Genomic DNA, 17143 nt, shown 5'->3' with positions numbered 1-17143 from the left:
CTTTTAAGTAGAATACTTAGTAAGAGAGTTATTTTTATAAATAGAAAGAAGCGTGTAATTGTGAAACGTATCGCAGTATTAACTAGTGGTGGAGATGCACCTGGTATGAACGCAGCAGTTCGAGCTGTCGTACGTACGAGTATTAATAGAGGTTTAGAAGTGTTTGGAATCTCCCACGGCTTTTTAGGTTTGCTCCGTGGAGACATTATACGCATGGAATTATCCGACGTCGGTGATATTATTCAGCGTGGTGGAACGGCATTATATTCTGCTCGCTGTAACGAATTTAAAGATGAAGAAATACAGCAAATTGCAGTTAAAATTTTAAAAGAATTTGAAATAGAAGGACTCGTTGTTATCGGAGGAGACGGGACGTTTAGAGGTGCGTATGCACTTGAAAAACACGGAATTAAAACAATATCGATTCCAGCAACAATTGATAACGACATTCCATTTACTGAAAGCTCCATTGGATTTGATTCAGCATTAAACACAGTCGTTGAAGCCGTCGATAGAATAAGAGATACAGCAACGAGCCACGAACGTACATTTATTATTGAAGTTATGGGTAGAGATAGTGGAATGCTCGCATTATATAGCGGCATCGCAAGTGGTGCAGAGTCGGTTTTAATACCAGAAGTACCATATAATATTAACGACGTTGCTACAAAAATTAAACGAGGGATTGAACGTGGGAAAACACATTCGATAATAATCGTTGCAGAAGGGGTTATGTCTGCAGAAAAATGTAGTAAACTATTAAGTGAACAATTAAATATAGATTCACGAATTAGTGTCCTTGGACACATTCAAAGAGGGGGACGACCGTCTTCAAAAGACCGTATACTTGCTTCTCGATTCGGATATGAAGCTGTCAATTTATTACTAGAAGGACAATCTGGACAAATGGTGTACTTAACACAGAATTCAATAAAACATGTCGATTACGACACGGTTTTAAATCATGAAAAGAAAATTGATATATCACTCATTGATATAATTAATGAGCTATCTATTTAGGAGGATATTATGCGTAGAACTAAAATAATTTGTACGATTGGGCCAGCATCAGAAAGTGAAGAAACATTAGAAAAATTAATGCGCGCTGGTATGAACATCGCGAGACTGAACTTTTCACACGGAGACCATGAAGAGCATTTAAATCGTATTAAGAGGATTCGAAAAGTTTCAAAAAAGCTTGAAAAACATATCGGTATTCTACTCGATACAAAAGGTCCTGAGATTAGAACGCACAATATGAAAGACGATGTTGTTCATCTTGTTAAAAATCAAAAGCTTGCCGTTCATATGAATGAAGTGCTTGGTGATTCTGAAAAAATATCGATTTCTTATAATGGTCTGATTCACGATGTAAAAGTAGGAGACGAGATTTTAATCGATGACGGAATTATTACGTTAAAAATCGATGCGCTTGATTATGATAACGAAGTTATTCATACAACAGTTCTAAATGAAGGTGAAGTAAAAAATAAAAAAGGTGTAAACGTTCCTCAAGTTAAAGTGAACTTACCGTCGATGACTGAAAAAGATGAAAGTGACATTTTATTTGGTATTGAAAACGAAGTAGATTTCATCGCACCGTCATTTATCCGTAAAAAAGATGACGTATTAAAAATTCGTGAACTACTCGAAGGTAATAACGGTAGCTACATTAAAATCATACCTAAAATTGAAAACCAAGAAGGTATTGATAATATCGATGATATATTACTCGTATCAGACGGTTTAATGGTTGCTCGTGGAGATCTAGGTGTTGAAATTCCGACAGAAGCTGTACCACTTGCTCAAAAAGAGCTTATTAAAAAATGTAACTTTGCAGGGAAACCAGTCATTACAGCAACACAAATGTTAGATTCAATGCAACATAATCCACGCTGTACACGTGCAGAAGCGAGTGACGTTGCGAACGCAATTTACGACGGAAGTGACGCAGTCATGTTATCAGGAGAAACAGCAGCTGGTGAATATCCAGTAGAAGCTGTAACAACGATGGCAAACATTGCGAAGTCAAGTGAAGCAGCACAAGACTATAAGAAGCTATTATCAGATCGTACGAAAGTCCAAGATACTACAGTTACGACAGCAATTGGAGTTTCCGCAGCACATACTGCGTTAAACTTAAACTGCCGTGCAATTGTTGCGGCAACTGAATCTGGACATACTGCAAAAATGATTTCTAAATATCGTCCACAGTGTGATATTATCGCAGTCACTCCGTATGACCACGTCGCTAGACAACTTGGACTCGTATGGGGTGTTCAACCGATTGTTTCAAAAAAGCTGAGTAATACAGATGAAGTATTAAACGGTTCAGTGCAATCTGTCGTTGAAAAAGGATACGCTAATGAAGGTGATTTAATTATTATCACAGCCGGTGTGCCGACTGGACAAGCTGGAACGACAAACTTAATGAAGTTACACGTCGTTGGAGATACGTTAATCACCGCTCAAGGAATAGGAAAATTAACAGGCTACGGTGAAGTAGTTATGGCGAAATCATATGATGAACTTGCTAAAATTGATACGACAGGAAAAATCGTTTTACTAGAAAAAGTTGATGGTATAATGACACCTCACTTAGTTAAAGCGGCAGGGTTAATTACTGTTGAAGGTGGTTTAACAAGTCCTGGAGCAATCGTCGGTTTAAATTTAGAGTTACCGACAATCGTTGGAGCAACAGATGCGTTTGATATATTAAAACCAGGCATGAAAGTTACTGTCGACAGTGAACAGCATGTCGTTTATAGTGGACATGCAGACGTACTGTAATTAAGGAGGATCCGAATGAAAAAGCTTGTCATAAGCATTTTTTCAGCAACTTTACTATTAAGTGCATGTAGTAATAGTAATGATGGTGAAGAAGAAGTAAAAGAAGTTAAACAAGATAAATCTATGACGTCAGAATCGTTAATCGACGAAGTTGTCGCGAACAACCAAGATGTGATTTCTTATGAAGAGCGTGGGACGCTTACGATGAATGATGAAGACGAATTAAACTTTATAGTTACTATTGATAACGATGAAAATGTAAAGTTTGAAGTTGATACGTCTGACTCGGTGTTTACATTATATGATGTAAATGGTGAAAAGAATGTCTTAACAAATGGTGAATTTGAAACGAGTGACATTGAACTAAATCCGTTAACGTATAGGGAGCTCGTTGAAAAACTTAAAGAATTACCAAAAGGCGATCTTAAGACAGATAAAGATGTTTACGTCATTACTTACGATTTACTGACAATTGAAGATTTATCTATATTTAGTAATGAACTTGCATCTAATTTACAAGATTATGATGTTGAAAATTTATCATTAACGCTTCAAGTGAATGCTGACTATAAGGTTGTGCGTGCAGATGTCGAAGGCACTTTAAGAGATGATAAAGAAAATTATGATATTAAAGGCTTCGCAACATTTGAAAACATTGGAGAAGTTGAACAAATAGAAGTACCTAAAGGAGAGTAGTTTATCTACTCTCTTTTTGGTTATAAATTAAACTTATTAAAAAGTATAAGAAACTTAATTTTTAGTTATGATTAAAAATGTTAGTGATTTTAAGTTTTAAGACCGTTCTATATCAATCGTCACAATAGTTTTTGATATAAAATTCACAAATAAGTGTATGAATTAAACGTAAGCACCTATATACAAAGTTTGCTATAATGAAATTAAATAAATCGTTTAAAGATATATGGGGGGTTAAATTCTATGCCTGAAATGAAAGCTGGTTTAGAAGGTGTAGTAATTGGAGAGTCAAGAATTAGTTCAATTATCGGAACTCAGCTAACGTATGCTGGTTATGAAATTGATGACTTAGCCGAAAATGCATCGTTTGAAGAAGTCGTTTATTTACTATGGAACGACCGCTTACCAAACGAAGAAGAGTTAAAACAATTTGAAGCGGACTTATTTAAATATATGTCACTCGCTCATGAAGACGAAGAAGTGTTTAAAATTTTCGCTAAAACAGGTAATCAGCCGATGGCTGCATTAAGAACGTCAATCTCATATCTAGGTATGCTTGATGATGAAGCGGATATTTTAACTGAAGAAGCAAACATGAATAAATCAATCCGTATTCAAGGTGCGATTCCTGCGATTGTTGCTAACTTTGACCGCTTTAGAAAAGGTTTAGATGTTGTTAAACCTAAAGAAGAATACGGCTTTGCTAAAAACTTCTTATATATGTTATACGGTGAGGAACCGACAGATGTACAAGTCGAAGCGATGGAAAAGGCACTTATTTTACATGCTGATCACGAAATTAACGCATCGACATTTACTGCTCGCGTATGTGTTGCGACGTTATCTGACTTATATTCAGGAACAGTTGCTGCGATTGGAGCATTAAAAGGACCACTTCACGGCGGAGCAAACGAACAAGTGATGAACATGTTAACTGAAATCGGTAGTTTAGATAAAGTTGACGAATACATCCATAAAAAACTTGAAAACAAAGAAAAAGTTATGGGTATCGGTCATCGCGTGTATAAAGAAGGAGATCCGCGTGCGAAGTACTTAAAAGAAATGTCTCGTAAGTTAACTGAAGAGACAGGTGAGCCTGAATTATACGAAATGTCTACACGCATTGCTGAAATTGTAGAAGAAGAAAAAGGGTTATTACCAAACGTCGATTTCTTTAGTGCATCAGTGTATCACTCAATGGGTATTTCACATGATTTATTTACTCCAATATTCGCTGTCAGCCGTACGTCAGGTTGGCTTGCACATATGTTAGAACAATATGCAAATAACCGACTCATTCGTCCACGCGCAGAGTACACTGGATATACGAGTAGAAAATACGAACCAATTGAAAGTAGATAATTTTATACACATAAAGGAGATTATATAATGGCAGAGAAAATTACTTTAAAAGACGGCGTTTTAAACGTACCAAACACACCAATTATTCCTTTTATTGAAGGAGACGGAATCGGTAAAGATATTTGGCCAGCAGCTAAAAAAGTAATCGATAGCGCTGTTGAAAAAGCGTACAACGGTGAAAAGAAAATTGAATGGTTAGAAGTTTACGCAGGACAAAAAGCATTCGATAAAACTGGCGAGTGGTTACCACAAGATACACTCGACAAAATTAGTGAGTACTTAATCGCAATTAAAGGACCACTTACTACACCAATCGGTGGAGGTATCCGTTCATTAAACGTTGCGTTAAGACAACAACTTGATCTCTACGTATGCTTACGTCCAGTAAGACATTACAGCGGTGTACCATCACCAGTTAAAAATCCTGAAGACGTCGATATGGCGATTTTCCGTGAAAACACTGAAGACATATACGCAGGTATCGAGTTTGAATCAGGTAGCGATGATGCTAAAAAGCTGATCAACTTCTTACAAGATGAAATGAATGTGACTAACATTCGTTTCCCAAAAACATCTGGAATTGGTGTTAAACCAGTATCTAAAGAAGGTTCTGAACGCTTAATTAGAGCCGCAATTGAATATGCACTAGAGCATAATAAACCGACTGTTACACTCGTTCATAAAGGTAACATCATGAAATTCACTGAAGGTGGATTTAAAAAATGGGGTTACGAGTTAGCTGAAAGAGAATATGGTGACAAAGTATTCACATGGGATGAATACGATAGAATCGTTGAAAAAGAAGGTAAAGAAGCTGCAAACAAAGCACAAGATGAAGCGGTTAAAGCAGGTAAGGTCATTATCCAGGACTCAATCGCAGATATCTTCTTACAACAAATTCTATTAAATCCATTAGATCACTCAGTTGTTGCAACGATGAACTTAAACGGAGACTACATCTCTGACGCGCTTGCAGCACAAGTTGGTGGAGTAGGGATCGCACCAGGTGCGAACATTAACTACGACACAGGACATGCAATCTTTGAAGCGACTCATGGTACAGCACCTAAATATGCTGGTTTAGACGTTGTGAACCCGTCATCAGTAATTTTATCTGCAGTACTTATGTTAGAACACCTCGGTTGGAAAGAAGCAGCTGAGTTAATTAACAAATCTATGGAAACGACAATTGCTAACAAAACAGTCACATACGACTTCGCGAGACTAATGGACAATGCAACAGAAGTGAAAACTTCTGAGTTCGGTGACTTATTAGTAGAAAACATGTAATAGAGAGTATATAGAACCACATCAGTGGTTCTATTTTTTATTTGTTTCTTATATACTGGATAAGACTATAATTAAAGGAGAATTATAATGAAAGACGACACGATGAAAGACTTAACATTACTCGGAAATCAAAATGTTCAATATCCGACAACGTATGATAACAGTGTGTTAGAGACGTTTGATAATAGTCATCCTGAAATGGATTATATGGTGAAGTTTAATTGTCCAGAATTTACGACACTGTGTCCGATGACGAATCAACCAGATTTCGCAACGATTTATATTAGTTATATCCCGGATATTAAAATGGTAGAGAGTAAATCTTTAAAGTTATACTTATTTAGCTATAGAAATCATGGAGGCTTTCATGAAGCAGCTGTGAACACGATTATGAGAGATTTAATCGACTTAATGGATCCAAAATATATTGAAGTGTGGGGTAAATTCACACCGCGAGGTGGAATTTCAATCGAATCCATATGCAAACTACGGTAAACCAGGAACGAAATTTGAAAAAATGGCTGAAAAACGTCTTTTTGAACACGATATGTATCCTGAAATAATTGATAATAGATAGGAAGTTTATATGTCTAAAGCATTAATTGTATTTAGTGGTGGTCAAGACAGTACGACATGTTTAGCATACGCATTAAAACATTACGATGAAGTAGAAACAATCACGTTTCACTATAATCAAAGACACGCTGAAGAAGTTGAAATCGCTCAAAAAATCGCAAAAGATTTTAACGTAAAAAACACTTGTATCGATGTATCGTTAATTAACGATTTAACAGAAAATGCGTTAACGAGAGATATCGACATAAAATCAGATGGTGACGTGCCGAATACATTTGTCCCTGGTCGAAACATATTATTTTTTAATATCGCGAGTATCGCGGCGTATCAAATCGGTGCTGATACGATTGTAACAGGTGTCAGTGAAACTGATTTTAGTGGTTATCCGGATTGTAGAAGTGACTTTGTTACAGCGTTAGAGCATGCGATACATCTAGGACTCGATCGTCATATTAAAATTGACACACCACTTATGGATAAGGATAAAAGTGAAGTGTGGGAAATGGCAGATGAACTCGGTGTATTTGATTATGTTAAAAATGAAACGCTCACGTGTTATAACGGTATAAAAGGATCAGGGTGTGGAGAGTGCCCGGCTTGTATTCTTAGAAATGAAGGATTAGAAGAGTACGAGAAAAGGAAGTTCAATTAAACATTTGAATATGAGATATACTTAAACCCCTATTGAAATATTGTATATTTTCTGACAGAATAGACAGATATATACTTTTAATGGGGGTTTATATATGGAGAACATTAATAAAAAGGGTGGCGTGTTCCAGAAGTTTCTCGACTTCGTTGAGAAATCTGGGAATAAGTTACCACACCCTGTGACTTTGTTTTTCCTGCTAGCAGTTTTAACATTAGTCGCTTCTGCGATTTTATCTGCGATAGGAATTTCAGTCGCGCATCCAGGTGACAAAAACGAAATCATTGAGGTCAATAACTTATTAAGTAAAGACGGAATTACATATATATTTGAAAATATGGTCGATAACTTTATCAACTTCGCACCATTAGGTGTCGTACTTACAACGATGCTTGGTATTGGTATCGCAGAACGCTCTGGTTTAATTTCTGCAGCGTTACGTGGTTTTATTTTAGCAATTCCGAAGTCTTTAATTACTGCAGGGTTAGTGTTTGCAGGGATTATGTCGTCACTCGCAAGTGACGCAGGATACGTTGTATTACCACCACTAGGGGCAGTTATTTTCTTAGCACTTGGTAGACACCCAATCGCAGGACTTGCTGCAGCGTTTGCTGGGGTATCTGCAGGGTTTAGTGCGAACCTCTTACTAAGTGGTACGGATGCGATGCTCGCAGAACTTTCAATGGACGCAGCTAAAATGATCGATCCAGCGTACGTTGAGACGATGAACGTCGCGATGAACTATTACTTTATCGCAGCGAGTGTGTTCGTGTTAACGTTAGTCGGTTGGTTCGTTTCAGATAAAATCGTCGAACCACGTCTAGGTACGTATGACTCTAAATATTTAAACACAGATGATTCAGAAGATATGCATGCGTTAAACGATTTAGAGAAAAAAGGATTACTTTACGCATTTATTTCAATTATTGTTTCAGTACTACTTGTTTCTTTACTCGTCGCATTCCCATTCTCACCAATGCGTGGAGATGAAGGAAGTTACATGGATCAGATTATTCAATCTCCATTCATGTCAAGCTTAGTACCAATCATTGCGATTTTATTCTTTATCCCTGGTCTCGTTTATGGTCTTGTTACAAAAACAATTAAAGGTGAAAAAGACGTCGCGCATCAGTTAACAGATACGATGAACACGATGGGTACTATTATCGTACTTGCATTTACTGCTGGTCAATTCGTTGCATATTTCGCCGAAAGTAACATCGGTATGGTAATCGGTGTTTATGGTGCAGAATTACTTGAGAGTTTAAACTTAAAAGGGATTCCTTTAATTATAGGGTTCATTTTAGTTACAGCATTCATTAACTTATTCATCGGAAGTGCATCAGCTAAATGGGCGATGATGGCACCGATATTCGTTCCAATATTAATGCAACTCGGTTACTCACCAGAATTAACGACAATGGCATATCGTATCGCAGACTCAAGTACAAACATCATTACACCATTAATGACGTACTTCGCAGTCATTATCGCGTTTGCCAATAAATATGTAAAAGATATCGGAGTCGGAACATTAATTTCAATTATGCTACCGTACTCAATATTTTTCTTAATCACATGGTCAATATTCCTAATCGTTTGGATGCTACTTGGATTACCACTTGGACCAAACGCGCCGATCGTATATCCATAAAAACACGTCTTCGGACGTGTTTTTTTAATTTGGAAAGAAACTATTCGACTTGTATAATGAAACTAATAACAAGTTGAGGGAGACTTACTATGGATAAGTTAATTTTAATAGATGGTAATAGTTTAGCATTTCGTGCATTTTATGGACTTCCACTTTTAAGTAACCAAAGTGGACTGCATACGAATGCTATTTTTGGTTTTCAAAAAATATTAGATAAAATTATACGTGAAGAAAATCCGACTCACTTTTTAATTGCGTTTGACGCAGGTAAAAAGACGTTTAGACATGAAAAGTATGGTGAGTATAAAGGTGGACGTCAAAAGACACCACCAGAATTAGGAGAACAGTTTGCGCCGATTCGTAAATTAATTGATGCATACGGTATTAAACGATACGAAGAAACGAACTACGAAGCGGATGATATTATCGGTTCGTTGTCTAAATTAGCAGATGAAAACGGCATGGAGACGATCATTATTACTGGCGACCGTGACTTAACTCAACTCGCAAGTGAACACGTGACGATTTACTTTACGAAAAAAGGTGTCACTCAAATCGATAAATATACGCCGGAGTTTATTGAAGAAGAATACGGTCTTCGTCCGGAACAAATTATTGATATGAAAGGTTTATGGGGCGATACGTCTGATAATATCCCAGGTGTCCCTGGTATTGGTGAAAAGACCGCGATTAAGCTGTTAAAGAAATACGATTCAGTCGAAGGTGTCTACGAACATATTGAAGAATTAAAGGGTAAACAGCGCGAGAATTTAGAGAACTTTAAAGATGATGCATTTATGTCTAAAGAACTCGCAACGATTTATAGAGATATGACGTTTGATTTTAGTTTAGACGACTTAAAACTTCCACCTGAAGACATCGATGCGAAAATTAAAGTATTTAAAGAATTTGAATTCAATTCGTTACTTGAAAGTTTAAATGAGTCGCCTGTAAAGAATACGACGACTTTTGAAGCAAATCGAGTCGACCGCTTAGACATGCTCGGTGAAGATGTTTCTTTATATTTAGAGAGTGAGGAAGCGAATTACTTATTAAATGAACCGACTGTACTCGTAGTCACTGATGGTGAAAATAGTTATGTGATAGCTACTGAAGATATAGATAAAAACGAACTCGAAGAGTTTTTAAAGACGAGAAAATCAGTGAATACGTATGACTTAAAACGACAAATCGCATTTTTAAATCAATTAGGTGTTTCATTTAATCAATTTACAGAGGATATTATGCTCGGGGCATTTTTACTTGATCCTGGTAAAAAAATTGAAGATGTCAGTTCGACTGTTGAACAATTTAACATTCAAATCGATAGCGACGAGTCTCATTACGGTAAAGGGCGTAGTAAGAAAAACCCAACGATTGAAGAGACGAAAGATTTTACAGAAAAGAAAGCCTTAGCAATCCATCATGCATTACCACTTTTAGAACAAAAACTAAAAGATGATGATATGTTTACGCTATGGAAAGAATTAGAAATTCCTTTATCTAAAGTGTTATCTGAAATGGAAATTAAAGGAATCACAGTAGATATTAATACGTTAAAAGAAATGGAAACAGAGTTAGAGGAACGTCTCGATCACTTAAAAAGTAAAATCTATGAAATCGCTGGAGAAGAGTTTAACATCAATTCACCGAAACAGCTCGGTGTAGTGTTATTTGAACATTTAGAGTTACCAGTAATTAAAAAGACGAAGACAGGTTACTCAACAGCAGCGGATGTATTAGAAGCGTTACGTCCACAACATGAAATTATCGATTTTATTTTGGAGTATCGTGAAATTCAAAAATTACAATCGACGTATGTCATAGGATTACAAGGACAAATTCATGAAGACGGGCGCATTCATACGAGATTTAACCAAACGCTTGCTCAAACGGGACGTCTATCTAGTGTTGAACCAAACTTACAAAACATCCCAATTCGATTAGAAGAAGGGCGTAAAATTAGAAAAGCGTTCGTCCCAAAAAGTGAAGAGAACGTATTATTATCACTCGACTATTCACAAATCGAGTTAAGAGTCCTTGCATCGATTTCTAAAGATGAAAAGATGATCGACGCATTCAAAGAAGGCAAGGATATTCACACGACGACGGCAGCGAACGTGTATAACGTCGACTCGAGTGACGTTACGAGCACAATGCGTTCAAATGCCAAAGCGGTAAACTTCGGTATCGTGTACGGTATTTCTGATTACGGATTATCTCAACAACTTGGGATCACGCGTAAAGAAGCGAAAGCGTTTATTGATACGTATCTCGATACGTTCGTAAACGTGAAAGAGTATATGAAATATATCGTTCAAGACGCAAAGCGCGACGGTTACGTATCGACATTGCTTGGTCGAAGACGTTACGTTCCGGATATAAACTCACGTAACTTTAACGCGAGAAGCTTCTCAGAACGTATCGCTATGAACTCACCAATTCAAGGAACAGCAGCTGATATTATTAAACTTGCGATGGTGAATTATTATGAGAGTGACCAAAAAGATAAGTTCAATGCCGAATTACTACTACAAATTCATGACGAACTTGTCTTTGATATTCCAAAAAGAGAAGTAGATGATTTCGTCGTCTTCATTAAAGATATTATGGAACACGCATTAGAGATGGAAGTACCATTAAAAGCTGAATATGAATACGGTCCAAATTGGTACACAATGGAGTAGATGATATGCCAGAATTACCTGAAGTTGAACTCGTAAAAAGAAGTTTGACGTCTTTAATCGGTTTAAAGATTAAAGACGTCGTCTTTTCAGACACTGTCATAAGCGGACATAAAAATGACCGAATGACGATCGTGAAAGAACCAATAGAGTCATTTTTAAATATAAGAAATTCAACGATTATTAATATTAAACGTCGTGGTAAATATATGTACTTTGAACTTATGAATGATGAAGGCATATTATATATGATTAGTCACCTCGGTATGAGTGGTGGTTTCTTTATCGTTAACACGCTTGATGAAATTACTGAGGCGAACTATAAAAAACATTGGCACGTTCAGTTTCATTTAAGCAATGGCCAAATTTTAGTCTACTCAGATATTCGTAGGTTTGGAGAAGTAAGAACGATTCGTGATTTAAACGACTTTCTGCCTTTTAAAAATATGGCGCCTGAATATACTGAAGAAACGGCTAAAAACTATTTCGTCGAAACGTTAAAATCTAACCGTTATGACAATTCATATATTAAGGCAATTATTATGGATGCTAAAATTATCCCAGGTGTTGGGAATATCTATGCTTCTGAAGCGTTATATAGAAGTGGGATTTTACCGACGAGGCGCGTCAAAAATATTTCTAAAAAAAGATTAGAACTATTATTTGATAAAATCGTTGAAGTGTTTGAATTATCGTTAAATGCTGGCGGATTGACAATTTCAGATTATAGAAGTACAACGGGAGAATCCGGTAGTATGCAAACAAAGTTCAAAGTATACGGGCAAAAGTTCTGTCCGAAAGGTCATGAAATAAAAACGAAAACAATCGGGCAGCGTAACACGTATTACTGCACGACATGTCAGAGGTGATAATATGTACAAATCAATCGGAATTACAGGCGGCATTGCGAGCGGTAAAAGTACAGTTAGTCATTATTTAAAAGATAAAGGATACGTCGTGCTCGATGCAGATATCTATGCAAGAAACGTTTTAAATAAAGGAACAGAAGGTTTAAAAAAGATCGTCGAACACTTTGGTAATGGTATCTTAAACGATGACGGTACTTTAAATCGTGAGGTATTAGGTCATATCGTATTTAACGATAAAGATGAACGTGCTGTATTAAACTCGATTACGCACCCGATTATCCGACAAGAAATGAACGATGACAAAAATAAAAATTTAAAAACAGGCCACGTGTTTTCAGATATACCGCTTCTTTATGAAAATAAACTAGAAGACCAGTTTGATATAGTTATCGTCGTATACGTCGATGAAGATACACAGTTAAAACGTTTGATGACGCGTAACGATTTTACTGAAGAAGAAGCAAGACGTCGTATAGCGTCACAGCTATCTTTAGAAGAAAAAAAGAAACGTGCAGACATCGTCTTTAATAATAACGACACGAAAGAAGCGTTATATAATCAGATTGATGATTTTATTAAACAACTTAATGACTGATATGCTATAATGAACATGACTAAATTCTAGGAGAGATTATTGACTATGACAAATGTAGCGATTAATGGTTTAGGAAGAATTGGTAGACAAGTATTTCGTATCGTTCATGAATCAGATACGTTAAACTTAGTAGCAGTAAACGCTAGCTATGATGCAAAAGATTTAGCGCACTTACTAAACTATGACACAACTCACGGTAAATGGGAAAAAACTGTTGAAGCTAAAGATAATGACACTTTAGTAGTTGACGGAAAAGAAATCAAAGTCACTCGTGACAGAAACCCAGAAAACTTACCATGGAAAGATTTAGGTGTAGACATCGTATTTGAAGCAACTGGTGCATTTAACCACGGTGACACAGCATCTAAACACTTAACAGCAGGAGCGAAAAAAGTCGTACTTACTGGTCCATCTAAAGGTGGAGACGTTCAAACAATTGTACTAGGTGTAAACGACAAAGACTTAGACGTTGAAAAATACGACGTATTCTCAAACGCTTCATGTACGACAAACTGTTTAGCGCCTGTGGCTAAAGTGTTAAACGACTCATTTGGCATTAAAAAAGGGTTAGTAACTACAGTTCACGCGTATACTTCAGACCAAAGAATTTTAGACAACCCACACAAAGATTTACGTCGTGCGCGTTCAGCAGCTGAAAACATCGTTCCAACATCAACTGGAGCAGCAAAAGCAACTGCACTCGTATTACCAGAACTCGAAGGTAAATTAGACGGAATGGCATTACGTGTTCCAACTGACAACGTTTCATTAGTAGACTTAGTTGTTGAGTTAGACAAAAACGTAACGAAAGAAGAAGTAAACGAAGCGCTTAGAAACGCTGCGAATGGAGATCTTAAAGGTGTCCTAGGTGTATCTGATGAGCCACTTGTTTCAAGTGACTTCAACACAGATTCACGTTCATCAATCGTAGATTCTGATTTAACGATGGTTATGGGTGACAACCAAGTTAAAGTACTTTCTTGGTACGATAACGAATGGGGTTACTCAACGCGTACAGTAGAACTCGTTGAACGTGTTGCAAAAGAACTTTAATTCAAAGAACCACTCTCTATAAGACAATCTTATAGAGAGTTTTTTAATCGATTTAATAAATAGTCAATCATGTTATACTAATAAAAAAAGAATTAGGTGATTTGATGCGATGCCCAGTATGTAGTCACGAAAACACAAAAGTCATCGATTCACGTCAAACAGATGATATGACGAGTATACGTCGTAGACGTGAATGTGAATCTTGTGGTGCAAGATTTACAACGTTTGAACGTATTGAATTATCACCTCTTATGGTTATAAAAAAAGACAATACACGTGAACAATTCGATAGAGATAAATTATTAGACGGTCTTATGAAATCATGTGAAAAACGACCGATTAGTTTTAAAGAAGTAGAAAAGTGTGTAGATAATGTAGAGAAGAAACTTAGAAACAAAAACACAAATGAAGTGTCATCGACTGAAATTGGTGAAGTCGTTATGGAAGAATTGATGCAGCTGGATCAAGTGGCATACGTTCGTTTTGCGAGTGTGTACCGAGAGTTTACAGATATTAACCAACTCATGGACGCGCTAAAGCATTTAGAAAAAGGTGAAAAAGGTGAGTAGTTCACTAACGCCACGTACGGAGTTTATCGTCCATAACCAGCAGTATATTTCTGAACATGACCGTACGATGTTAAATGATATATATATGCCGATTCTCGGTAGTGTTGCAGTTTCTATTTATATTTATTTACATGATTCAAGCCGAAAGTTTGAACCGCTAGAAATTAGAATGCATAGCGAAATTATCGATGAAATGAATATGACGTTGTCTATATTTTCATCAGAACTTGAAAAATTAGAAGCGGTTGGCTTGGTTAAAACGTATGTGAATGATGACGCACATATTGATCAACTTATCTACGAAGTAAAACAACCGTTAACAGCAACAGAGTTTTTTAACGATCCGATGCTGAGTATGTTTTTATATATGAAAGTCGGTAGTGAGTTATTTAATAAAAAAAGAGAGTACTGGAAATATCCAAAACTTCCAGATAATATCACTGACGTCAGTCGTAAATTTACTGAAGTATTTTCAAATATTTCTTTAGAATCATTTAAATTACCTGAAGATCATTACGAAGGTAGAAATAATAGTACAGGTAGCAATGTGGAACAGGATGACTTCGATTTTGAAGTACTATTTACTCATTTAAGAGGAACATTTGTCGACCGTAAATTCTTTACTCAGTCTGTGAGAGAAAATATCGTCAAGCTCTCAGAGCTTTTTCATCTAAATGCTTATGAAATGAAAAAAATCATCGTAAAATCAACAGACAAATCAAAAGGTATCGACTTAAATATTTTAAGACGTGCAGCACTCGATTATTATCGACATGAAAAAGAAGATGAAAAATTACAACCAGAAGACACACCTACAAATGAAGATTACTTTACGTCGCTTGACCGTATTAGTCCAGTTACTCGAATTCGTCAGTTAAGAAATAACAACCCATCAAGAAGCGATGAACTAATCGTAACACGACTCGTCACAGAGACGAATTTAAATAACGGAGTAATCAATGTACTGTTAGAGTATGCGTTAATGCAAAAAGACGGACAATTATTTGACAATTATGTATTTACAATCGCGAGAGATTGGGAAAGTAAAGGATATCAAACGGCTGAAGAAGCAAAAGATGCAGCGCTTACTTTTTATAATAACCAATCGAAAAAGAAAAGTAACTATCGTGTAAAGCGTCAAATTGTCGAACCGAAATGGTTTAATGAGCAAAAGAAACAAAGTTCAGACCAGACAATGCATAATAAAAAAGTAACAAAAAAACAATCGACATCGATTCAAGAAGCAATCGACCGATTTAGAAAGTTGTAGGTGAAATAAATGGAATCATTAAGCGATATGATGAAAAACAATCCGCTTTTTAATGCACATAACGAACGTAATGAAGAAACGTACGAAATGATCATCAATTCACCAAAATTTAGACAGTTTGTAAATGATTCTGGTGTCTCTGTGACTCGAGAGATGATTCAAGACGAACTGTTAATGATAAAAAAGTTTGTTGAACAAGATTCAGAATGTGTTCAAGATGAAAATGGTCATTGTAAGTCTCATCCAGACGGTTATGTCATTAACTTAGAAGTTCGAAATGGCAAAATCCATCACTATTTAACACCGTGCAAAGTTAAGGTCGAGAGAGACAAGTACAAAGGAAAACAAAAGCTAATTCAAAGCTTTTTCATCTCTCGAGATATCGTGAACGCTCAATTTGATGACTTAGATATTATCGAAGGGTCTAACCGTGAAGAAGTGATCCATAAATCGATTGAAACGGTCCACAATATTGTGAGTAAAAAGGACTATAGAGGGTTATACATTCACGGTAACTTCGGTGTTGGCAAGTCATTTTTCCTCGGAAGTTTTGCGAACGAGTTAAAAGAAAAGAATATGAGCTCGATGATTATATATGTACCTGAACTGTTACAAGAGCTTCGTGCAGGGTTTAAAGACAATACGAGTGATGATAGAATTCGTGCGCTTAAAGAAGCGGATGTGTTAATGTTAGACGATCTCGGTGCTGAAGATATTACCGCATGGAGTAGGGATACAGTACTGACACCGATACTTCAAAGTCGAATGGCAGAAAAACGACCGACGTTTATAAGTTCAAATTATAGTATTGATCAGTTGGTCGATTTATATGCAGTAACGAAAGATGGTACGGTCGATAAAATAAAGGCGACACGTATGGTGGAAAGAATTCGTGCATTGACGTATGAAGTTGAATTAGTTGGGCCGAATTATCGCCATTAGTACTTGGCAGTTTATTCAGAGTAATGTATAATATGCTTAACAATTGATTTTAAACATTAAAAGGACACAATTTTTTTGATTTATTTATAGAGAGTGCATGGTTGGTGAAAATGCATAATAAAGCATTAAAGTTACTACCTTTAT

At 36.3% G+C, this 17143-nt stretch carries 14 protein-coding genes and 1 pseudogene; all 15 read left to right on the top strand.

All coding sequences use genetic code 11. From position 1 onward, the window contains the following. The first annotated feature begins 60 nt into the window (after window positions 1-60). A complete protein-coding gene (pfkA, locus tag CJ229_RS02640; protein WP_102167468.1) occupies window positions 61-1020 on the top strand; it encodes a 6-phosphofructokinase in 960 nt (319 codons plus the stop codon). 9 nt (window positions 1021-1029) lie between these two features. After that, the gene (pyk, locus tag CJ229_RS02635) at window positions 1030-2790 is read left to right on the top strand and encodes a pyruvate kinase (protein ID WP_102167469.1); all 1761 of its coding nucleotides are present in this window, start codon (window positions 1030-1032) and stop codon (window positions 2788-2790) included. A 15-nt stretch (window positions 2791-2805) separates the two neighbouring features. Then, a complete protein-coding gene (locus CJ229_RS02630; RefSeq protein WP_070456766.1) occupies window positions 2806-3486 on the top strand; it encodes a hypothetical protein in 681 nt (226 codons plus the stop codon). 243 nt (window positions 3487-3729) lie between these two features. Then, window positions 3730-4848, top strand: a complete 1119-nt coding sequence (gene citZ, locus CJ229_RS02625; RefSeq protein ID WP_070456763.1) for a citrate synthase — start codon at window positions 3730-3732, stop codon at window positions 4846-4848. A 27-nt stretch (window positions 4849-4875) separates the two neighbouring features. Further along, window positions 4876-6138, top strand: a complete 1263-nt coding sequence (gene icd, locus CJ229_RS02620; RefSeq protein WP_102167470.1) for an NADP-dependent isocitrate dehydrogenase — start codon at window positions 4876-4878, stop codon at window positions 6136-6138. Window positions 6139-6225: 87 nt separating this feature from the next. Beyond that, window positions 6226-6715 (top strand): annotated as a pseudogene (gene queF / locus CJ229_RS02615) (preQ(1) synthase). A 9-nt stretch (window positions 6716-6724) separates the two neighbouring features. After that, complete coding sequence (gene queC, locus CJ229_RS02610) at window positions 6725-7366, top strand: 7-cyano-7-deazaguanine synthase QueC (protein WP_068129316.1); 642 nt, start codon at window positions 6725-6727, stop codon at window positions 7364-7366. Window positions 7367-7460: 94 nt separating this feature from the next. After that, window positions 7461-9017 carry an AbgT family transporter gene (locus tag CJ229_RS02605; protein ID WP_102167472.1) on the top strand — a complete coding sequence of 519 codons (1557 nt, stop codon included), beginning with the start codon at window positions 7461-7463 and terminating at the stop codon, window positions 9015-9017. Window positions 9018-9106: 89 nt separating this feature from the next. Further along, a complete protein-coding gene (polA, locus tag CJ229_RS02600) occupies window positions 9107-11704 on the top strand; it encodes a DNA polymerase I (protein ID WP_102167473.1) in 2598 nt (865 codons plus the stop codon). A gap of 5 nt (window positions 11705-11709) precedes the next feature. Further along, window positions 11710-12570, top strand: a complete 861-nt coding sequence (mutM, locus tag CJ229_RS02595; protein ID WP_317846614.1) for a bifunctional DNA-formamidopyrimidine glycosylase/DNA-(apurinic or apyrimidinic site) lyase — start codon at window positions 11710-11712, stop codon at window positions 12568-12570. A 4-nt stretch (window positions 12571-12574) separates the two neighbouring features. After that, window positions 12575-13165, top strand: coding sequence for a dephospho-CoA kinase (coaE, locus tag CJ229_RS02590; RefSeq protein ID WP_102167475.1), 591 nt, complete (start codon window positions 12575-12577; stop codon window positions 13163-13165). 45 nt (window positions 13166-13210) lie between these two features. Then, window positions 13211-14218 carry a type I glyceraldehyde-3-phosphate dehydrogenase gene (gene gap / locus CJ229_RS02585; protein WP_068129325.1) on the top strand — a complete coding sequence of 336 codons (1008 nt, stop codon included), beginning with the start codon at window positions 13211-13213 and terminating at the stop codon, window positions 14216-14218. 104 nt (window positions 14219-14322) lie between these two features. Further along, complete coding sequence (gene nrdR / locus CJ229_RS02580) at window positions 14323-14787, top strand: transcriptional regulator NrdR (protein ID WP_068129326.1); 465 nt, start codon at window positions 14323-14325, stop codon at window positions 14785-14787. After that, window positions 14780-16057 (top strand): replication initiation and membrane attachment family protein, encoded by a 1278-nt coding sequence (locus CJ229_RS02575; RefSeq protein ID WP_102167476.1) that lies wholly within the window; start codon window positions 14780-14782, stop codon window positions 16055-16057. The genes nrdR and CJ229_RS02575 overlap by 8 nt, the downstream gene beginning before the upstream one ends. A 9-nt stretch (window positions 16058-16066) precedes the next feature. Further along, window positions 16067-16999, top strand: coding sequence for a primosomal protein DnaI (gene dnaI / locus CJ229_RS02570; protein ID WP_102167477.1), 933 nt, complete (start codon window positions 16067-16069; stop codon window positions 16997-16999). Window positions 17000-17143 lie beyond the last annotated feature (144 nt).

It is taken from the genome of Nosocomiicoccus massiliensis (assembly GCF_002871345.2).
Lineage (GTDB): Bacteria > Bacillota > Bacilli > Staphylococcales > Salinicoccaceae > Nosocomiicoccus > Nosocomiicoccus ampullae_A.
Note: the sequence above shows the minus strand (reverse complement) of the source record. Positions and strands in the feature narration are given on the sequence as shown.